Origin of the sequence: Methylobacter sp., assembly GCF_036845245.1 — a bacterium.
GTDB lineage: Bacteria > Pseudomonadota > Gammaproteobacteria > Methylococcales > Methylomonadaceae > Methylobacter_A.
Window position 1 is genome coordinate 38,082 of record NZ_DAIUEH010000006.1, and the last position, 23,557, is coordinate 61,638.

Annotated in this window: 5 protein-coding genes; all 5 read right to left on the reverse strand. The window is 52.0% G+C overall.

Annotated elements, in window-relative coordinates; genetic code table 11:
- Positions 1-127: 127 nt before the first annotated feature.
- Positions 128-2,581: a TonB-dependent siderophore receptor gene (locus tag V7051_RS04375; RefSeq protein WP_333873811.1), complete on the reverse strand. Its 2,454-nt coding sequence runs from the start codon at positions 2,579-2,581 to the stop codon at positions 128-130.
- Between the two features lie 154 nt (positions 2,582-2,735).
- Positions 2,736-7,328 carry an amino acid adenylation domain-containing protein gene (locus V7051_RS04380; protein WP_333873812.1) on the reverse strand — a complete coding sequence of 1,531 codons (4,593 nt, stop codon included), beginning with the start codon at positions 7,326-7,328 and terminating at the stop codon, positions 2,736-2,738.
- Positions 7,325-13,828, reverse strand: coding sequence for an amino acid adenylation domain-containing protein (locus tag V7051_RS04385; RefSeq protein ID WP_333873813.1), 6,504 nt, complete (start codon positions 13,826-13,828; stop codon positions 7,325-7,327). The genes V7051_RS04380 and V7051_RS04385 overlap by 4 nt, the downstream gene beginning before the upstream one ends.
- Positions 13,829-13,832: 4 nt before the next feature.
- The gene (locus V7051_RS04390) at positions 13,833-21,767 is read right to left on the reverse strand and encodes an amino acid adenylation domain-containing protein (protein ID WP_333873814.1); all 7,935 of its coding nucleotides are present in this window, start codon (positions 21,765-21,767) and stop codon (positions 13,833-13,835) included.
- 111 nt (positions 21,768-21,878) lie between these two features.
- Positions 21,879-23,483, reverse strand: coding sequence for an MBL fold metallo-hydrolase (locus tag V7051_RS04395; protein WP_333873815.1), 1,605 nt, complete (start codon positions 23,481-23,483; stop codon positions 21,879-21,881).
- Positions 23,484-23,557: the final 74 nt, after the last annotated feature.

Here is a 23,557-nt window from a genome sequence, read left to right on the forward strand (position 1 = left end):
ACCGTATCCATCAGGCATTTTCAGTGCATGAGCTTGGATTAATCGATTCGCCGCTAACCCAAGAGACTGGTATGGCATTAAAAAGCCGGGCTGCATAAAGTACGCAACCCGACTTTTACTCGGCCCGTTAAAACTCCACCTTGACCGAACCCAGGAAAGTGCGTGGTGCGCCCGGCAGAGTTTGAAAGATAAAATCGCCATAGCCGTTACTGGAGGCGATGTATTCTTTATCCAGCAGGTTTTCTATATTAAATTGCAAGGTAAGCTTGGATGGGCCTACCGGATGTTGATACTTCAGCATAGTGTCAACCCGTGCGTAGCCGGGTATTTGGAAACTGTTATTGACATTGCCTTCGCGTCTGCCGACCAGATAGACGCCCGCCCCGGCGCTAAAGCCTTTAGCACCGAATCTTGAAAAATCATAAGTCGACCAAAAACTTGCAGCATTTCTGGGGATATTCGCGAAGCGGTCGCCCGCTTTGCCCACGCCGCTGAATGGCGAATCATTGCCTTGGGTGACAACTGCTTCGGTATAAGTATAAGTACTGATTACATTCCAGTAATCAGTCAATTGCCCTTGCAGATCATATTCAATACCGCGGCTGCGTTGTGCTCCCGTTGTCGCGTAAAAACTGTCAAAAGGTGCCGGCAATTGCGATTTAACATTCGTTTTTGTCAACTCAAAGAAAGCCAAGTTAGAACGCAATCTGCCATCCAGCCATTCGCCTTTTAAACCGAATTCCATTTCCTTGGATTTTTCCGGCGCAAATGACGAACCCTCTATCGGCCGCCCCTGATTAAATGCATTGAAGCCGCTGACATAATTTACGTAGGCTCCCAGCCAGGAAACAGGTTGGTATAACAAGCCTATACGCGGACTGAAATTGTCGTCGTCGGTATGATCGGTGGAAACCCCCTGAGCGTCATAGCCGTTGTACACAGCATTATCGAAGCGGCCGCCCATTAATAAGTGCCATTTATCCCACAACGAAATTTGATCTTGCAGGTAAATCCCATACCATTCATTGATATTGTCGTTTTGGTTACCCAACGGAAGATTGCTTAGGCTATTAAAACCGTATTGCGGATTAAACACATTGATCGTCGGAACGTCCCCGCTAAAAGCATTAAGATTCCTGCCTTTAGAATGATAATAGTCGGCGCCTAGGAGTACAGCATGCTTCAAAGGCCCTGTTGTGAAATGTCCTGTTATATCAACAGTGCCGTATTGGTTGTGGAAGTCATCGCTGGTTTTTACAAAACCCCGCAACAAATTCCCCAAAAGATCGGCGTTCCCATTCGAAGAAGTCTGTGCTGTTAAATAGGTTTGGTTATGGGTCGAAAATTTAGCGCGGACTTTCCAATCTTTGTTGAAGTTATGGGTTAGCGTCACACCGCCGGTATAGGATTCCCTATTGGCATAATCGGTCGGTTCATTGCCGGAAAAATTTATCGGAATTTTTCCCGGAATCGCACCGGTCAGTTGCAGACTGTAAGGGATGCCGGAATCGGCGACGGCTTTGACATTCTGATACATAAAATCCAAGTCCAGCTGGGTTTTGTCGGTAATCTTCCAAGTCAGGCTAGGGGCGACAAAATCGCGAGTCGTGGGATGATTATCCCGGAATGAACCGGCATCCAAATGCTCGTAATTGACCCGATAAGCCAGCGAGCCATCCTCGGTGATTTTATTGGTGGCATCCAGCAGAGTACGATAAGTATCGAAAGAGCCGAATTGCTGTTGCAGCGAATAATAAGCCTCGGCTTGCGGTCTTTTGGTGACAATATTAACCAGGCCGCCCGGCTGAGCGCGTCCGTACAGCATGGCTGACGGCCCTTTCAGCACTTCAACGCGCTCGGCATTGGCCAACGAAATCGGCGTATTTGGCATCAACACGCCGTCTCGGTAAATATTTCCCCCGTTGTCAAAGCCGCGAATGAATATGTTTTCATCTTTGTCGCTGCCAAAGCCAAAGCCTTTGGCAACGCCGCTGACGTTCTTAAGCGTATTTTCCAGACCGATAGCCTGCTGGTCGTCGATGACCGCTTTCGGTACCACTTGCACGGAAATAGGGGTATCGAATAACGGCGTATCGGTTTTGGTGCCGGTAGTGGCATTGATAGCAGCGTAGCCGGTGTCGGCCGCATAGCTTTTTGTACCTGTCACAGTAATAGCTTTTAGGGTGGAAGCATTCGCTTTCGTATCCGCAACAGCCACCTTCTGCAAAGTAACGCTATTATCCCCAGTCTGGCGATAAGCCAAGCCGGTGCCCCGCAATAGTTCATTCAGTCCGTCTTGGGTGCTATAGCTGCCCTTCAGCGGCTTGGATTTTGCTCCTGCGGTCATAGCGGCCGGATAACTTAACTCCATTCCCGTTTTCTCCGCGAAACGAGTCAATGCTGTAGCCAAATCACCGGCCGGTAAATCAAATTGGACTTTTGGGGCGTTGCCTGTTTCCGATAACGCCGGTAGCGCATGACAAAACGTTAAAATAAAAACCCCACTCATGAGGCATGTCCCGATCTTTTTTCCTGAATTAACCGCCATTTCACCGAAAAAAGCGTTCTTCTTATTAACCATTCTAGAGTTTTCCTTAGTCGTTTCGTGCTCGCGGTGAGTTCTGGAAAAAACCGAACCTAATGACGCGCGGATATTATTGTCAGTACAAGCTATGCATTTACAAAAAGTAGACGAGCAAGCTTAAAATCCACCCCACCCGCAAAAATCATTTTGTTTAAAATAATTGCTCTTGATAATGATCAGGCTCCCGAACAAACCCGCTCCGCCTGAAATAGTCTTGATAACGCGTCAATAACTCGCCATCCAGCAAAGCGCACTCGATACCGAGTCCGGACAAAATCCTTTGCGTTTCCCGGCAATCGTAGCGAATACTGTTTTCTTCTGATAATTCCGTCTCATCCTCCCGGTTTTGATCCGAAAACATCGACAGCAACGGCAATAAGGCAAAGTCTTTGCGCTCGTCCTCCGCGGTCGCCAGCACCTTTTTCACCCAGTCTTGATAAGGGATACGATCCAGAAGATAGCCTGACCGGCAAAACCAATCGACCAATTCATCGGAACAGGGCGGGATGGGATGATTTAAATGAAAACAGCCGGCGATGGAACTCGGCAGCAACGATAGCGAGACAATAGCCCTGCTCATATAATCGACCGGCGCCATATCCATTCGGCTATTGCCTTCAGGCACAAAACCCAGTTGTATACAGCCTTTCAGCAATCGGCAGAGAAAATCGTCAACATTCCATATACCGTTGCGGGTATCGCCGGCAACCGTTGCCGGTCGATAAATACTAACCTGGAAACCACGATCGCCAGCCTTCCTGACCAGTTGCTCCGCCACCCATTTGCTTTGGGCATAACCGTTATCGAGATTTACTGTCAGCCTTGGTTCATCATATTCGCTGAATCCGTGAGGATGGATCGGGGCTTTCTCGCTGAACACCGACAGCGTTGAAACATAATGAATGGCCTTGGGTTTTTCCGTGCAGGCCAAACGCAACACTTCCTGCGTACCCGCTACATTAGCCGGTTTTAAAGTCCGGTATGGCTGAATGAAATTGACCAGTGCGCCGTTGTGATAAATAACATCCACCTGCGCGGCAATTTCGCGATACCGCTGTTCGCTAAGGCCCAGCCGGTCGCTTGATAAGTCGCCACACACAGGAATAACCCGTTTGAAATCGATGTGCTCCAAGAGTTCATAACGACTGAGTTGTTGCTTTAATCTTTCCGCGGCTCCTTGTTCATTGTCCGCCCTGATCAGGCAATAGATGTCGGCTCGCGTCTGTTTCAGCAGCTCAGCCAATAGAAATGCGCCGAGAAAACCGGTTGCGCCAGTTAAAAATGAGGCTTGCGCATTAGCGATATTGATAGGAGCCGATGGAATAGCAATAATGTCGGGGGCGAGTTCGGCATCGGCCTCCAACTCAATTAATATGTCTTTTTGCGAATTATCGGTTGGGTCTCCATCAATCAATCGAGCCTGCCCGGCCAGCGTTGGCTGATCGAATATGTCTACCAACATCAGCTCGATGCCGAATGCTTTTTGCACGGCAAACACCAGTTCTATAGCCAGCAAGGAATGGCCGCCCAAGTCGAAAAAATTGGCTCCGCTGTCCGGCAACTCTATCATCAACAACTCGGCCCAGACTTGCGCCAGTTTTTTCTCCGTCGGCGTGGCAGCCAGGCTATGTTGTGTTGTTACCGGCGCATCGGCATTAATCGCCAATAAACTCTTGCGATCAATCTTGCCGTTAGCGCTTAACGGCATATTCTCAAGAAAGACGAAAGCGGTCGGCAGCATATAATCCGGCAAGACGGCTTTCAGGTGTTCGCGTAAGGCGGCCGAATCCGGCAGGTAATCCGGATGACCGACGACATAAGCAATAAGCTGCTTGTTTCCAGATTGATCCTCACGCGCCAGCACAGCCGTTTCTATTACCTCGGGATACGCCAGAAGCCGCGTTTCTATTTCACCGAGTTCGATTCTAAATCCGCGTATTTTGACCTGATGATCGACACGGCCCAGGAATTCGATATTACCGTCCGGGCGATAACGGGCCAAGTCGCCGGTTTTATATAAACGGCTGCCTGCTTCATTAAACGGATTCGGTACGAACTTTTCCGCAGTCAACTCGGGATGGTTCAGGTAACCGCGCGCCACACCTGCGCCGCCGACATAAAGTTCGCCCTGAACGCCGACAGGTACAGGTGAACCGGTACGATCCAATAGATAGATTTGCACATTGTCTATCGGGCGACCTATTGATAAGGGCCGGTCGATATCATCAATTCCTGCCGGATAAACACTGCTCCATACCGTGGCTTCGGTAGGCCCGTATTCATTATATAAATAGACTTCGGGCAGTACCGCATAGTGCTGTTTGACGACTTCGGTCGGGCACGACTCGCCTGCCACAATGACGGTTTTCAGCGATTGCAGTTGGGCGGGCAGCTGTTTCAACAATAATGCGTAAAGCGAAGGCAACGCCAGCAAGTGCGAAACTTGCTGGCGAGCCATGATACGGCCCAGCATGACCGGATCTTTGGCACCGTTATGCGAAGGCAGGCATAAACATCCGCCCTGCCCTAATGTCCAGAATATTCCGGCAATGGAACTGTCGAACGCGAAAGAAGAAAGCAGCAAAAAGGCCTGCACCCTGTCTCGATAAGCGGAGAATCTGGCCGACGTGGAATGCACGGCATTGCGATGCGAGACCATAACGCCTTTCGGTTTTCCGGTAGAACCGGAGGTATAAATGATATAAGCCAAATCAAGCGGGTTATTTTCGACAGCAGGGTTATGCGAAGGATATTGGCCTATCTCCGGCCAACGCTGATCCAGGCATATAATCTCAGCGCCGCAGCCGGGCAATTTTTCGACTAACAGCTGTTGCGTCAACAGGATAGGCGTTTGTATGTCTTGCACCATATACCGCAAGCGTTCGTCAGGATAATCCGGGTCCAGCGGCACGTAAGCGCCGCCGGCCTTCAAAATACCCAATAAGCCGATAACCATCGTCAATGATCGTTCGACGCACAAGCCCACCGGCACTTCGGCACCGACGCCTTTACCACGCAGAAAATGGGCTAACTGGTTGGCTTTAGCATTAAGATCGGCATAACTGACAGACTGCTGCTCAAATACCGCAGCGACCGCATTCGGTGTAAGTTCAACCTGCTGCTCGAATAATTGCTGAAGACACAGCCCCTCCGGGCAATCGGCTTGAGTGTTGTTCCAATCTCTCAGGATTTGCTGTTTTTCCGCCCGAGTCAAAATCGGTAATGCACTCAACCGGGCTTGCGGCCGGCTGACGATGCTTTGCAATAAAGTCAGATAATGATCGGCCAGCCGGACTATCGTACGATGCTCGAACAAGTCGGTGTTATATTCGAACACACCGGTCAATAAGCCGTTTTCCTGTTCCTGTAAGTGCAAGGCCAGATCGAATTTGGAGACCGTATTTTCGCCTTCCACGTTGCCGATAATTAAACCCGGTATTTCCAGCGCTTGCTGTGTTGCATTCTGCAAGGTAAACCATACCTGAAATAAAGGGTTGTAACTCCTGTTACGGTCAAACTTTAAAATATCGACCACTTGATCAAAAGGCAGATCCTGATACTTCTGGGCATCCAGGACGGTGCCTTTGACTTGGGCCAATAATTCGTTAAATTGCGGATCACCCGACAAATCGGTGCGCAACACCAGCGTATTGACGAAAAAACCTATCAAGCCTTCTATTTGCAGTTTATTACGATTGGCAACCGGAGTGCCGACACACACATCCTGCTGGTGACTGTAACGGAATAACAAGACATTAAAGGCCGCCAATAAGGCCATAAACAGGGTGGCATTATGCTGTCGGCTTAAAGCCCGGAATTGTTCCGCCAACGCAAGCGGTATGCTGAAGGTGTAATTTGCCCCGCAATAGCTAATGACCGGCGGCCTTGGAAAATCGGTCGGCAACTCCAACAGCTCAGGTATGCCGTTCAGTTGTTTTTGCCAGTAATCAATTTGCCGTTGCAAAATGTCGCCGCTTAACCATTGCCGTTGCCAGTAGGCAAAATCGGCATATTGGATAGCCAACTCCGTTAATGGAGACGGCTTGCCTGCACTGAAAGCCTGATACAGCGCGACGAATTCACGGGTCAATAGCGCTGACGACCAGCCGTCGGACACGATATGGTGCAAGGTCATCAACAGAATATATTCCTGTCTGTCACCTTGACATAAATTGATCAATGTAATGCGGATTAATGGATCGCTTGATAACGCAAACGGTTTTGCGATTTCCTGTCCGCACAAACTTTGTATTGATGTTTGCCGCGCCTGCCCGGACAACAGGGTCATGTCCACCTGCATGATGGGAACGACAAGATCGGGCTTGAGTTCCTGCATCGGCTGCCCGTTTACCGTAACAAAAGCGGTGCGCAGGCTTTCATGTCGCCGGACCACTTCGTTAATGCTTTGTTGTAACGCTAAAACATTCAACCGGCCGCTCAAATTCAGCGCAATCGGTATATTGTAAAAAGCGCTGCCGGATTCCAATTGATCCAGAAACCATAAGCGTTGCTGAGCGTATGAAAGCGGAATGGGGATAGTGCGTAAAACAGGCGTTATCGGCGCATCGTTATATTGTTCAGCCTGGGACAGAATTTCAATCAACTGCTCTTTTCTGGTTTTAAGCAGCGTTTTGATTTCATCGGTTAAAGTATTCTGCGGAGCCTTACATTTTAAACTGCCGTCTTCAACATAAACCTTAATGTTTAAATCGCGTAAGGTAGCCAGCAACTCGGTCTCCATCATAATTCTATTTCCTCGTAAATGGTTTCATCGTCTGATCGCAGCTTGCTCGCATTGTTACCGGCCCACACTGCCAGATCGACTGTTTCGGCCAGTTTTTCAAGCGTATTGGCTTCAAACAGCATTTTCAGCGGCAATTCGATTTTAAATCGGTTGCACAATCGGGATACCAGCTGAGTCGCCAATAGCGAATGTCCGCCCAAATCGAAAAAGTTGTCCTTGATACCGACTTTTTCAATGCCCAGAATGTCCCCCCATATTTCCGCCAGAATTATTTCCGTTGCGCTGCGCGGTGCGACATAGTCCTGTGTGGACATCTCACTGATTTCCGGTTGCGGCAAACCCTTGCGATTAAGCTTGCCGTTCGGCAGCAGCGGAAAGGCGGGCAAACAAACAAAGGCGCTGGGTATCATGTAATCGGCCAAAACCACCGCAAGCCGGCTGCGTAATTCAGCCGGCGACAGTTCGATGTTGTCCTGAGTCAACAAATAAGCGACCAGCCGTAGATCGTTCGGCTTATCTTCACGGGCAATAACGACGGCTTCGCGTACACCGTCACAAAGGGCGAGTTGAGCTTCTATTTCGCCCAATTCAATACGGAAACCCCGGATTTTGACCTGGAAGTCATTGCGCCCCAAATACTCGATATTGCCTTTTTCCAACCACCGCCCTAAATCACCGGTTCTGTAAAGACGGGCATTGTCCTTGGCGTCGGTATTGAAAGGATCGGCAATGAAACGTGCCGCGGTAAGCTCGGGCCGATTCAGATAACCTCGCGCGACCCCGGCGCCGCCGATGTATATTTCGCCCGATACACCCGGCGGTACGGGTTGCAATTGCGCATCGAGAATATAAATTTGCGTGTTGGCGATAGGCCGCCCGATATGAGCCGGAAATGTCTGTGCTTTCGCTATCGATACCCAGGTGGAATAAGTGGTCGTTTCTGTTGGACCGTAAAGATTGTTAACCGTTTGCACCTGCGTCGAAGCAAAAATACCGTCAACCAAAGCTTGCTTTAACGGCTCGCCTGCCAAATTGACCGATTGCACCGAATGCGGAATTTGCCCTGTGCCGTTTAGCGCATTGATGACCGATGGCACGGTATTGATATGGGTAATGCCCGCGCATGAATCATTGACTGCCAGCAGGTTTTCGACAAGATGAACCGTCGCTCCCGAACTGAGCGGAACAAAAATTTCATAGACGGCCAGGTCGAAATTGATCGAGGTCGAAAATAAAGTATGCGCCAACTGTCGATAAGGAAAGCTCGCTTTTGCCCATGCGATAAAGTTCAGCGCATTCGAATGTTCTATCATCACGCCTTTAGGCTGTCCCGTTGAACCGGATGTATAAATAACATAGGCCAAATGCCGGACGGTCAACCCAAGCGCTGCAGGATCGGGATTGCATTTCGTCTGCCGTGCAATAGCCGGATCCTCATCGCCATCCAGTACTAGTTTGGGAATGTTTTTTGTAGAAAATCGATCTTGTAACGCCAGCTGAGTCAGCAGCGCTACCGGCGCACAATCCTCCAGCATGTAGGTCAAACGTTCAGCCGGATAGTTCGGGTCGAGAGGCACATAAGCCCCACCGGCCTTGAGTATGCCCAGCAGCGCAACCATCATGTCCAGGGAGCGTTGCAGGCAAACGGCCACTAACATATCCGGGCCGACGCCCCGGTCTGTCAGGTAATGCGCCAACTGATTGGCTTTGGCGTTAAGTTCGGCATAAGTCAAAGAACGGTCTTCAAAGACAACGGCAAGCGCGTCCGGCGTATCGGCTGCCTGTTGTTCAAAGTATTGGTGCAGGCCACGGTACCGGGGATAGTCAACGGCGGTATTATTCCAATCGACAGTTAACCGGCGCTGTTCGCGAGCGGGCAGAAAACTTTGCCGGTCATGGCGATGCGATGGATTCTGCGCAATATCGGTCAGCACATTAACTAAATATTCGATAATACTGTCGACTTGAGCGCCGGATAATTTCTTGTCATCGACAGCGACCACAACTTGCAATTGCGAACTTTGAATGTCCAGATGGAAGGCGACGTTTAAAGTAAAAATCGCCTGAATATGATCATCCCAATCCAGAATTTTCAGCTCATCGGACTGTAACAAATCGCCTGCGATGTGATAGTGAAGGTAGTAGAACATCGCATCGAATAAAGCCGCCCGCTCATGTTCCTGCTGAATTTGCGCCAACGGATAAAAGCGGAATTTGAGCAATTCCTGTTCGGCGGCGAACACCTTAAGGATCAAATCCCGCCAGTTCCCGCCGTCCAGTTGCATCGGAAACGGCAAGGTGTTTAAAAAAACGCCCAAGGCCCGATCCGCGTCGGCTGTTTCGGGCCGAACACTACAAACCAGCCCGGTAGTGATGTTGCTTTCTCCGTACAGCATACTGAGCACTTTAAGATGCGCGCTCAGTAGTACCGTTTTCAGCGGTACTGCCAGCGATTGCGCCAAGGCCTGCAAACCCTGGGTAAGTTCCGGCGATAACGTTATCAGCTGTTTGGCTTTATTCCCGGTTTGCCCATTGATGCCGGACGGCAACGTGGAATGCCGGGCATCCGCCAGTTTTTGCCGCCAGTACCGGCGATGAGGCTCGGATTGGATTGCCTTGCGTTCCCAGTCCACCAGATCCCGCAATGCATTGGCCGGAACTGATTCCGTTGCCTCTGCATGACCTTTGATTAACGCGGTATAGCGCTTAAAAATCTCGTTCAGCATCGCAACCAGACTCCAACCGTCGAGTATCGCGTGATGCTCGGTGACCGTGAAGCGAAAGCGGTCGTCGCTGAAGCGGTGGATATGAAAACGGATCAACGGCGCTTGTGTAATGACAAAGGAACTGGATTTTTCCATCTCCAGCCAGAGCTTGAATTGTTGCCGTTGCAGTTCGGCTGATAAATCGCGCCAGTCTTCAACTGCGATCTCGGCGAAAACTTTATCGGCACTGAAAACCAGTTGCAACGGCTCACTGTAGCCGCCCATATCAAAAGCCGTTCTTAGCACCGGATGCCGGTCCACCGTCTGCCGAATTGCGGTTTGTAACACCTGGCTATTCAATTCGCAACGGAGCTCGACACTGTCTACCAGATGGTAAGCGGCTTTATCGTATTCGCTATGAAAAATCATACCGGCCTGTAATGTCGACAACGGATAAGCATCCTCGACCGCACCCGGCAACAAGGCCCGGTCATGCTCGGTGATTAAAGCGAACGGCGACTGCGGTGCGACCGGCATAGCGGACGCCCCCGATAACGCCGCCAAACCACGGATCGTGCCATGCCGGTAAAGCTGTTCCAGGCTAAACTCGATACCGCATTCTTTAGCCAAATTAATGACCTGCAAACTGCGTATGGAATCGCCGCCCAGAGCAAAGAAATTGTCTTCGATACCGACCGGCTCCAAACCCAGAACGTCCGCCCAGATTGCGGCAAGCGCCTGTTCGGTGCCGTTACCCGGTGCGACATAAGCGGTTTGCCGCTGTGCCTGCCGGTCAGGCGCAGGCAGGGCTTTACGATCCAATTTACCGTTCGGCGATAACGGCATCGCATCCAGATAAACAAATGCGCCCGGCACCATGTACTCGGGCAATTGCTCAGCCAGATAAGCGCGCAGTTGTTCGGCATCGATAGCGTCCGGATTGACGGGGACGACATAGGCAACCAGACGTTTGTCGCCGGGCAGGTCTTCCCGTGCCAAAACAGCGGCTTCTTTAATACCGGCATGCTCCTGCAACCGGGCTTCTATTTCCCCGAGCTCAATTCTAAAGCCCCTGATTTTGACTTGATGGTCGATCCGGCCCAAGTATTCAATGTTGCCGTCGGCGCGGAAACGGCTCAGGTCGCCGGTTTTATATAAACGACTGCCCGCGGCACAAAACGGGTTGGGAATGAATTTTTCGGCGCTGAGCCCGGCCCGGTTCAGATAACCGCGAGCCAGGCCGGTACCGCCGATATGCAGCTCGCCGGGAATGCCGACCGGCACCGGATTAAGCTGCCGGTCCAGGATATACAGTTCGATATTGGCAATCGGCTTGCCGATGGGCACGGCATCGCCGGTATCCGGCCGGCACGCCCAATAACTGACATCGACCGAAGCTTCGGTCGGTCCGTACAGGTTGTGGAGTTTTGCGCCGGAGTGTTGGTAAAAACGCCTGACCAGCTCGGCGGATAGGGCTTCGCCGCTGCAAATAACCCGTGTCAAGGACGTGCAGGTTTCCACGCCCGGCGTATCGAGAAAGGCTTGCAACATGGACGGTACGAAATGCACCGTAGTCACCCGCTGCCGCTTGATCAGCTCAATCAGCGCCCTGCTGTCTTTATGCTGTTCCGGCGCAGCCACGACCAGTGTCGCACCAGTCATTAACGGCCAGAAAAACTCCCAGACCGAGACATCAAAACTGAACGGGGTTTTTTGCAATACCCGGTCATCGGAATCGAGCTTGTATTCCGCCTGCATCCACTGCAGACGGTTCAAAATCCCTTGATGCGGCACGTCCGCGCCTTTCGGCTTTCCGGTCGAGCCGGAGGTATAAATGCAATACGCCAGATGTTCCGGCAACAAGGCTACCTCCGGGTTGACGACCGCTTCACCGGCCAGCTCCGGCCATTGTGTGTCCAGGCACAGCAGCTTTGCCGAACTTGCGGCGAGCTTGCTTAGCAAAGGGCTCTGGGTCAAAACGACCGGCGCGTTGACATCGCTCAGCATAAAATCCAGCCGCTCCTGAGGATAGCCGGGATCCAGCGGCACATAAGCGCCACCCGCCTTGAGCACGGCCAGCAGAGCAATCACCAACTCCAAAGAACGCTCCATGCAGACGCCCACCCGCACATCCGGCCCGATACCGCCGCCCTGTAAATAATGCGCTAACTGGTTGGCCCTGATATTGAGTTCGGCATAGCTTAAAAAGCGCTGCTCGAAAATAACCGCAACGGCATCCGGCGTAACTTCAACCTGTTGCTCGAATAATTGATGTATCCACCGATCTTGCGGAAAGCGAACTTGTGTGGCGTTCCAGTCGAGCAGAATTTGCCGGTTCTCGGCCGGACTCAGCAAAGGCAGTTCGGCAATGCGCAGGTCCGGCCGACTGACTATAGCTTGCAATAAGTTGAGGTAATGCTGCGACCAGCGCTGCATCGTCGCCTGCTCGAACAAGTCGGTGTTATATTCGAAAACCGCCTGCAAACCTGCATGGGTTTCCGTCAGCAATAAGGACAAATCGAATTTGGCCGTTTGGGTTTCCGCGTTGCCCTGCATCAGTTGCAGCCCCGGCAGGCTGAAAGTTTCGGAAGGCGTGTTTTGCATAACAAACAGCACCTGAAACAGCGGTGTTTGATTTAAATCGCGTACGCCGGAAACCGCTTCCACCAGTTTGTCAAACGGCAGGTCTTGATTAGCCTGGGCTTCCAGAACCCTGTTCCCGGTTTGCTTAAGTAAGCCGGAAAACGCCGGATTACCCGACAGATCGCTACGCAACACCAGCGTGTTGACGAACAGGCCGATGAGTCCTTCCAATTCCTGCCGGTTGCGATTGGCGACAGGCGTGCCGATGCAGATATCGTGTTGTGCGGTATAGCGGTACAGCAATACATTGAATGCGCTCAGCAAGGTGGTAAAGACGGACACACCGTGTCGGCGGCTTAAGCTGTTAAGTTGTGCGGACAGCGTGTCCGGTACCGAAAAATGATAATTGGCGCCGCGATGGCTTGGTTGCGCGGGCCTCGACCTGTCTGTAGGCAACGCCAGGGTATCGGGAGCACCCTGTAATTGCCGTTGCCAATAGGCCAGCTGTTTTTCATAGGCCGCACTTTGCAGCCACTGTTTTTGCCAATAGGCAAAATCGGCGTATTGAATCGGGAGTTCGGAGAGCGGCGAAGGACGGCCTTCAATAAAAGCCCGGTAAAGCTCGGAAAATTCGCGAACCAGGATGCCGATAGACCAGCCGTCCGAGATGATGTGATGCAGCGTAAATAACAGCAGGTAGCGGTCTGCGGCCTGCTGTATCAGATTGACGCGCAGCAACGGCCCCTGCGCCAGATCGAACGGTTTATGCAGTTCTTGTTGATGCAACCGTTGTGTTTCCGTTTGCCGCAGCTCATCCGCTAAATCGTTAAGCTCGGCAACAGGACAAGCCAGGTTTAAAACCGGCGTCATTTTTTGCCGGATCTGTTTGCCCTCCTGAACAAACACAGTACGTAAAACCTCATGCCGGCGGACTATCTCATCCAAAGCTTGCTCTAACGCGGCAAGACAAAGCGTCCCTTTAAGCTGCAATGCCGCAGGCATGTTGTAAGCAACAGCAAGCGATTGCAGATGATCCAGAAAAAACAGCCGTTGCTGGGAACAGGATAGTTCCACTGCCGATTCAGGGCGCGGCTGGATGATGTCGCCGGAAGTACCAGCTTTAACCTTGCCTTTTAAAAGTTGCTCCAGCATGGCTTGCTTGGTTTCGGACAAATGCGCCCGACGATTGGATAATTCATTAGTTTTTTGCATTGTTCTATACCGCAAGCATATTATTTTGGTTGAGATGTTCGACTTCGTGTTCGGACAAGGCTTCCAGCTTTTCAATCAGCCGATCCTCAACGACCAGGGCGAGCCCGGCGACGGTGGATACTTCAAACACCTCACGCAGCGCCAGTTCCAATTGAAAACTTTTATTAATCCGGGAAACGAGTTGCGTGGCGGTCAGGGAATGCCCGCCCAGTTCGAAAAAGTCATCGTCGATGCCCACCTTTTCAACAGCCAGAATGTCCGACCAGATAGCGGCCAGAATTTCCTCGGTATCGTTACGCGGTGCGACATAAACAATTTGCCGATGTGCTTGCCGGTCCGGTACCGGCAGAGCTTTCCGGTCAAGCTTGCCGTTCGACGACAGCGGCATTGTCTCGAGATAAACAAACGCACTCGGGACCATATAGTCAGGCAGCTTCTCAGCCAGATAAGCGCGCAGTTGTTCGGTATTGATTGACTCAGGCCGGGCTGCAACGATATAGGCAACCAGACGCTTATCGCCGGGCTGGTCTTCCCTGGCTAATACGGCCGCGTGTTTAATATCCCGATGTTCCTGTAACCGGGCTTCTATTTCCCCGAGCTCAATTCTAAAGCCCCTGATTTTGACTTGATGATCGATTCGACCCAAGTAGTCGATGTCGCCGTAAGGTCGATAGCAAGCCAAATCGCCGCTCTTATACAACCGGCTTCCGGGTTCCCCGTACGGATTCGGAATAAATCGCTCTGCGGTCAAATCAGGGCGATTGAGATACCCTCTGGCCAGCCCTGCACCGCCGACATTTAATTCCCCATTTACATTGATCGGGCAAAGATTCTGCCGGGCATCAAGTAAATACACCTGTAAATCGTCAATAGGACGGCCAATCGGACTCCCCATTGATTCAGCCAAATCCTTTCGGCTTAGCTCACGGAACGTCACATGAACAGTGGTTTCGGTAATGCCATACATATTGACCAAACAGGGGCTCTCGTCGCCGTGCTTGTCGAACCACGGTTTCAAGCTTTGCAAATCCAAGGATTCTCCGCCGAAAATAACGAATCGCAGCGCCAAATTTCCAGGCTCGCCAAGCTGTTCCTGCTCCATTCGAACCAGTTGCTGAAATGCGGAAGGCGTTTGGTTTAAGACGGTAACCTGTTCTTTTACCAGTAAATCGTAGAATTCCACCGGAGACCGGCTAAGCCAAAACGGCACGACCACCAGCCGTCCGCCGTATAACAGCGCCCCCCATATTTCCCAGACTGAGAAATCAAATGCATAAGAATGAAACATCGTCCAAACATCCTGTTCGTTGAAATTAAATTTCTGTTCCGTGGCATAAAAAAGACGCAACACATCATGATGAGAAACCATGACTCCTTTAGGTTGTCCTGTGGAGCCGGAGGTATAGATCACATAAGCCAATTGCTGCGGATGTACTGCAATGTTCAAATTCGACGACGGCTCCGCTGCAATGAGCGGCCAATCGCTATCGAGACAGAGATACGGCACTGTTGTTTCAGTCAACAACGGCAGCAAATTTTCCTGGGTAATAAGAATCGGCGCTCTTGCATCGTTCAACATATAAGTGATACGCTCACGAGGATAACCGGGATCCAATGGAACATAGGCTCCGCCCGCTTTGAGTATGCCTAATAAGGCTATCACCATGTCCAGCGAACGTTCCAGGCAAACGCCGACCAACAGCTCAGGCCCCGCGACTCTTGAATGCAGGCATCGCGCCAGTTGATTGGCCTTGGCGTTAAGTTCGGCATAGCTCAATGTTTGCTCTCCGAACACCGCCGCAATCGCATCCGGCGATTTTTCAACTTGCGCTTCGAAAAGCCTGTGTATGCATTGATCTTGCCGATAGTCGACACCGGTTGCATTCCAATCCATCAGAATTTGCTGCTGTTCCGCGAAGGTCAATAACGGTAATTCGGCTAACCTTGATTCGGGCTGCTCGGCAAAACTTTCTAAAATCACCACAAAATGGCCGAGCATCCGCAACACTGAATTTTCATCGAAATATCGCTGATCATAGCTGATCGATATTTCCAAATGTGTTCCCGGAACGGCGGTAACCGTTAACGGATAATGGCTTTGATCTTTAATGGTAATGTCGGCAATCGACAAGCTGCCCAGCTGTTCGCGCAAGACCTTGTCGACGGGATAATTTTCGAACACCAGCAAACTGTCGAATAAGGCCCGGCCGCTGGGAATTTCGCTCCAGCCGTTGATATTGACCAACGGGGTGTATTCGTACTGTCGCAGCGTCATATTGTGTTCCAACAGCTGCTGCAACCAAGCGGTAACCTCGGCGGCAGCCGGAACCCGGACTCGCAGCGGTAAAGTATTGATAAACAAACCGACCATCGCTTCAATACCGTCCAGATCAGTCGGCCTGCCCGACACCGTTACCCCGAACATAACATCCCGCTCGCCGCTGTACCGGCTCAGCAATATCGCCCATGCCCCCTGTATCAGCGTATTCAGCGTCAACCGGTTGCTTTGTGCGTAGCTGTGCAGACGGGCGGTACTGTCGCGGGAAAGCATCAGGTTCTGCTGGCCATAACTGCCGCTGACCGTGTTATCGGCTTTTTTATCAATGAACAGCGGCGTAGGCGCGGCAAATCCGGCTAATGTGTTGCGCCAGTAAGTTTCAGCGGCCGTCATATCCTGACGCTGCATCCATTCGATATAATTACGATAGGGTTTGGCGGCGGGCAACCGGCTTTCGCGGCCTGCGCTTAAGGCCTGATAACAGTCGAAAACATCCTTGAGTATTAACGACATGCTCCAGCCGTCTTGCAACAAATGGTGAAAGCTCCAGGCAAAATAATGCCGATCGTCCGAACAGCGGATTAGCGTCAGCCGCATCAGCGGCGGCTTTGCAAAATCAAAACCGGCTTGCCACTCGGCTGCTTGAAAATCCTGCCAATGCTGTCGCTGTTGTTCTTTGGAAAGATGTTGCCAATCCAGTTCAAACCAAGGCAGCGGACCACCATTGCGGTGGACAAATTGCAACGGCATATCGCTGTTCTTTACCAAAAAACCGGTCCGCAGAATGCTGTGCCTGTCGATCGTTTGTTGCCAGGCCTGTTTGAAAGCCGCAACATTAATGGCTCCGTCCAACCGGCAGCCCAGCAAAATGCAATAAACGCCCGATTCTTCCGCATAAAGACTATGAAATACCAAGCCTTGTTGCAACGGGGTCAGCGGATAGATATCGTCAATCCTCGCAGGCGTTAAGACTAACCCGTCCAATTCCTGCTGGCTGATGCGCGCCAGCGGAAAATCGGAAGGCGTGTAGCCGCCGACACCGGGTAATAGGCAGTGGCGTATCAGGTTTTGCAAATTGCGCAAAAACGCATGTCCCAAAATCTCTATGGTCTTGCCGTTAAAACGCACGCTGCTGTATTTAAAACCTAGCTGCAAGATTCCCTGCTGAATTTTAGCGATAACGTCAATCTCATGGGCGCGTCGATTGTTGGCAGCAATGCCCGCTCCGCTATCTTCCACCGCCAATTGATAAGGACTGTCCGCCGCTAGGGCTGAATCGAGCCTGCCCAGATAGTTGAAAATGACCTGCGCGGCAGGCTGCTGTTTTAATGCCGCGCCGGTTTTTTCGTCGCCGAGATAGCGCAACACGCCGTAACCGATGCCGTTACCGGGCACGTGCCGCAATTGTTCCTTGATGGACTTGATCAGGTTGCCCGGCGTTCTGTCCGACGGCAGCATGAACAACACCGGATAAACGCTGCTAAACCAGCCGACGGTCCGGTTCAGGTCAATATCGTCAAACAGTTCTTCGCGGCCGTGGCTTTCCAGATCGATCAGCACCGAATTATTGCCGCTCCAATCGGCTAAACTTAGGCTTAACGCGGCCAGCAGGATGTCATTGATACGAGTTCGATATACGGAAGGTATTTGTTGCAATAAAGCTTCGGTTTCAGCTTCCGATAACGTGACCGTCGATGTTGCCGTACTCGCTTCGCTGTTTTGTCCCTGCGGATAATCGACCGGCAGTCGGGCTGCTTGTTGACGGTTCAGCCAATAATCGGCTTGATTTTGTACAGCGGCGCTTTTTGCATACTCGGACAACTGTGTCGCCCATTGTTTGAAAGACGTGGTTTTCGCAGGCAGTTTTATATCCTGTCCGTCAGCCAGTTGCCGATAAACCGTATGCAGGTCTTCCAGCAGAATCCGCCACGATACGGCATCAACGACCAGATGATGGATGACCCATGATAATCGTTGCTCACCGGCTTCCCGGCTATCGAATAACACAACCTCCAGCAACGGCCCTTCAGTCAGATTGAGACTGCACTGCTGCGCTGCGCAGATCGTTGCAATATGTTGTTGCCGCTGCTCAGGCACAATTGCATCCAGATCGACGCACAGAAATGAAGGAAGCAGTTCTTGTTGATTGACGGCTTTCGGGCCATCCTCTTGCGCGGCAAAAGTCAGGCGTAGCGCATCGTGATGCTCGACCAGTTGCAGGATGGCTTGTTGCAAGATGGACGAATCCAACCGCATGGTCGATTGCAATAGTAGCGTTTGGTTCCAATGGTGCGGATTAATCAGGTCAAGATCGAAAAACCATTGCTGAATGGGTGTTAGCGGCACTTCGCCTGTGACTCGGCCCTGTTCCGCCGATTTTGTTCCGGTCTCGTCCAAGCCGACGCCTGTTTCTGTAATCGCTGCCGCCAATTCGGCGATAGTCTGATTTTGGAACAGCTGTTTGGCGGTCAGAGTTAAACCGGCCTGATGCGCACGGCTGACCGCCTGAATACTGAGTATCGAATCGCCGCCCAGATTAAAGAAATTGTCATGAATACTTAAGCCTTGTACACCGAGCAATTGGCTCCAGATTTCCGCCAGCGTTTGTTCGACGTCATTGCGCGGGGCGACTCCCAGACGCTTGTCCTGCTCTGAATCGTCCGGCTCGGGCAAGGCTTTGCCGTCCAATTTTCCGTTAGGCGTCAACGGCAGTTTCTCCAAACTGACAAATACCGTCGGCACCATGTAATCGGGCAGGCTCTGTCTAAGATAGCTCTGCAAGTGTTGTGTTTCCGGCACAGACGACGATTGGCCGACAATATAGGCAATCAGGCGTTTATTGCCCTGGTTGCCCTCTTTTGCCAACACGGCGGCGGCTTCGATGCCTGGATGTTGCTGCAAGCGGGTTTCGATTTCGCCCAACTCGATCCGGTAACCGCGAATTTTGACTTGGTTGTCGATGCGGCCTAAAAATTCTATCTCGCCATCGACGCGAAAGCGCGCCAGATCGCCGGTTTTATAGAGCCGCTCGCCGTTGGCGGCGAACGGGTTGGGGATAAATTTTTCCGCAGTCAGCGCCGGACGGTTCAGGTAGCCTTGCGCCAAACCGGCTCCGCCTACATACAATTCGCCGCTGACGCCTATCGGTACCGGCTGGTATTGCGGGTCCAGAATATAAACCCGTACGTTAGCTATGGCCCGGCCTATCGGCAGCATGGCGCCCGCGTCATCTTTTGTGCTGCGGTAAACGGTGCTCCAAACCGTGCCTTCCGTGGGGCCATATTCGTTGTAAAACTGAACCGCCGGTAACTTTCTGCGATGTTCTGCAGCGATATCGCCCGAACAGGCCTCCCCTGCGACGATAACCCCCAGCAGCGATTTCAACTTCGGCAGATTTCCGTCATTGACAATGGCCGTATAAAACGACGGCAGGGCCAGCAAATGAGTTACATTGTGTCGATTAATCAGTCCGGCCAAAGCTGCTGGATCGGTCAAATCCTCCTGTTGCGGCAGGCATAAGCATCCGCCTTGGCTTAAGGTCCAGAATATCCCGGCAACCGAGCTGTCGAACGCAAACGAGGACAACAATAAAAAGCATCCCAACGGTTCGCGGTAATAATTCGTCCTGACTAATGTCGAATGCAGCAAGTTCTGATGACTGACCGCAACGCCTTTAGGCTGTCCGGTCGAACCCGAGGTATAAATGATATAAGCGGTATTGCCTGGCGATACCGGGCGAGACGAAGTGCGTTGTGCCTGGCCTTCGGCTGAATATTCATCCAGGTAAAGCATGTTGACGGCGCGATGCTGAAACTTACCGGACAACGCGCTTTGGATCAGCAACAGCTCGATACCGGCATCGTTCAGCATAAACTCCAGGCGCTCTTCGGGATAGCCGGGATCCAACGGAACATAAGCGGCCCCGGCCTTGAGCACGGCCAGCAAGCCGACAATCAGTTCTACCGAACGTTCTGCACAGACGCCAACCCTGCATTCGGGACCAATCCCCAAATCCGATAGCCGTTCCGCCCATAGCTCCGCACGACGGTTAAGGTCGCCGTAACCGATACGTTGACCTGCAAAAGCCAGCGCCGTTTTGTCCGGCGTCATTTGCGCCTGTGCTTCAAAAAGCTGATGAATTAACAGGGCATCCGCTGTAGGGCGTGCATTTGGGGTTAAGGCGTCCACGGCACGCCCTACACCACTCCAGTCGTCAAGCAATTGCCTGGTTTCCGCTTCAGACATCAACGGCAATTGATTCAGCGGGATTTTGGGCTTACTGACAATACCGGCCAGCAATATTTGCAGATGCCCGGCCATTCTGGTGATAGTCTCAGCATCGAATAAATCGGCGCTGTATTCGAAATTGCCTAGCAGCTTGCCGTCACGTTCATCGATAAACAAGCTCAGGTCGAATTGGGCTGTCCGGTTATTCATGGTCAACGGCTTAGCCGACACATCCTGCATCCTAAAATCCGGTATCGGCACATTCTGCACCGCCAGCATCACCTGAAACAACGGCGCATGGCTGGTATTGCGGACCGGATTCAGCGCGTCAAGCAACTGGCCGAATGAAAGTTCCTGATGATTCTGATCCTGCAAGGCCTGCTCGCGCAGTTGCAACAATAGCTCCGAGAACGGCATGCCCGGTTCCAATTGGCAACGCAGCACCAATGTGTTGACAAAAAAGCCTATCAAAGCCGACGTTTGGCTTTGGTTGCGCCCGGCCACCGGATAACCGATGCAGTTATCCTTGCTGCCGGTGTAGCGGTACAGCAGCGTGTTGAACGCGGCGGCCATCACCATGAACAGCGTAACGTTGTATTGCTTACCCAGCTCTTTCAGCGCGCTATTTAATTCGGGGGCAACTTCGAAGTTGTGCATGTCGCCAACGTAGCTCGGCACCGGCGGCCTCGGCCGGTCGGCCGGCAATTCCAGCAACGGCGGCGCGCCGGTCAGTTTCTTTCGCCAATAATCCAGATGCCTAGCCCATTTTTCCTGCTGTCTGCGTTGCCATACGCAAAAATCGCCGTATTGAATCGGCAATTCCGGCAACGCCGACGGCTTGCCTTGGCTGTATGCGCCGTATAATGCGGAGACCTCCTGCATCAACACGCCGACCGACCAGCGGTCCGAGACGATATGATGCAGCGTCAACAGCAATATATGCCGCCGTTCGCTGAATACGGCCAGCAGCGCCCGTAGCGGCGGCTGTTCGGCAAGTCGGAACGGGCATTGGATAAAGTCGTCGGCGCAGTGCTGGAACTGTTCCATCGCCTTATCCGGCTGGAAACCTGTAAGATCCAAGCTGGCCATAGGCAGTCCGCTGCTTGGTAAGGCCTGCTGGCCATCTTCGGTAAACCGGCTGCGCAGGATTTCATGGCGCCTGACGACCTCGTCCAGACTGTGCTGCAAGGCTTGGCAATTCAACACGCCGTCGAATTGCACGGCTCCGGCGACGTTGTAGATCGGGTTGTCCGGTTCCAGTTGCGACATAATCCATAAGCGCTCCTGAGAATAGGATAACGGCGCTATTGTGTTACCGTTGCGTTTGCCGATAATTCCAGCGTTTGGAGTATCTGATTTTTTGAGCCGGGCAATTAACTGTGCGCGCTGGGCTTTGCCGCTGTTTGACGCGCTTTGCATCGTTGTGTGGGCCATGATTTTTTCCGAAGTTTTAACCGTCTATCAGAAGACGCTGTCATTTCAGGGTGTCCAGGTTTTAAAACCTGGACGCTCTTGGCTTAGCTTGAAATCGGGAACAGCCTCCCATCAACCGCCCAAATGAATCTCATCCCTACCATACAATCTGCGCGCATCGGCAAAGCCTTTGCTTTGACAGGCTTCCAGCACTTTGCCGATTTCCCGGATATAGGCATCATCGTCTTCCGGCTCCAGGGCCATGAAATATTGCAGCCAGGGTTCGCGGCCGATCGCATAGATATAAACTCGCTCGGTTTTAACCGCATCCAACAGATTCAAAGCCGCATCGGCATCGCTGCCTTTCGAGCGCCGCGACTGACAATGGCTGTGCTCGGGCAGTTTCGGCAATAGCGGTCCGTATACCCAGGACAACGGCGCGCCTATGCATTCCATGCCCAAAAATACGGTCTGGATAGGACCGTACTCCGCATACAGATTTTCGTACATGCGCCGGTCCAGGCAGTTGGAATCGGCTGCAAACAGCAATCGCTGCTGCCCGGCACTGATCAGGTAAGCGCTTTTGGCAAACGGCAGGTCGTTATGTTCGCCAAGAAACGGTGCTGCGACGAAAGCGCCGCCGGGAAATGGGATCGTATCCAGCGGATCGACTTCGATCACATGGTTAAAGCCCAACTCACGGGCCAGCAGCTTCATCGAAATGTCACCATAGAAAATGCCCGAGCTTTTCGGCACCACAAGACAGCCGATTTTATGCCGAAGACGCAGTAGCGTTTCGAACACGTAGTGATCGTGATGGACATGGGTAATCAACACATAATCGATATGCGGCGGTAAGTCATGGAAACTGTAACGCTCGATGCCGCCCTGGCTGGGCTGCACGGCAATAAAAGGGTCGATCAAAATTGCAATGCCGTTATATTCGATTAACACGCTGGCATGCCCGAGATAGCGAACCCGCACGCCATCACCTTGCCAGGCTTCAGTCGAACGCGGCGGCTGGTCGGTAAGCAGATTGATCAATTTGTTGTCATCACCGGCATCGAGCCCCAATACCTCGCGTATATAAGCCAAAGGCCGAGGCTGGCTGTCCAGCTTAAACAACTCGTCGATGCTTGCTTTGGCAAACGGTATAGCCCATTCGATGCTGTCATCTTCGGGCAGGCGCGGCGTGCTCATATAGTAAGGCCGGGCGCGATCATGAGTCTGGGTAAACAGGCGCAGCGATTGCAGGTGATTTTTGTAATGCGGGCTTTTGTAGAACAGGCTTTCAATGCAACGCACGATAGGCCGGTTGTTGTAGTCGTACAGTAATTCGACATAGCCGCGCAGGGACTCGGGCAACATCGCGTAATACGGTTCCAGGCTTTGCCCTGTGGCTTCCTTATCCAACAGGTTCTGGAAATCGATCAAATCCCGAGCCATTTGCAGGTTGCCCCCGTGCTCGCCGTCCATCCGTTCCAGCATCTGCTCGACCTCCGCCGTTCGCTCGACCGGAATATTGACAAACGGTCCGCCCAGCAACTTGGGGTTGGCGCTGGATTTGACATGAATCGCGGGATTTTTCAGATACGAACTCAGGTTTTTCTTCTGGTAATTCAACATATGCAGACTGTAAGGCACCGGCGAAAAAGTATGCGGCCAAGCCACCCAGTTATCGACCAGCGCTTCCACCGCTGTCGAGTCGGCAAGGCGGTACAGGGTTTTATCGTTCATGATTTCTTGCTCCTGATAACTAATAATTCGTTGTGCAAAGCCGATACGCTAAGCTTGGCCGCGTTCTCAAGCAG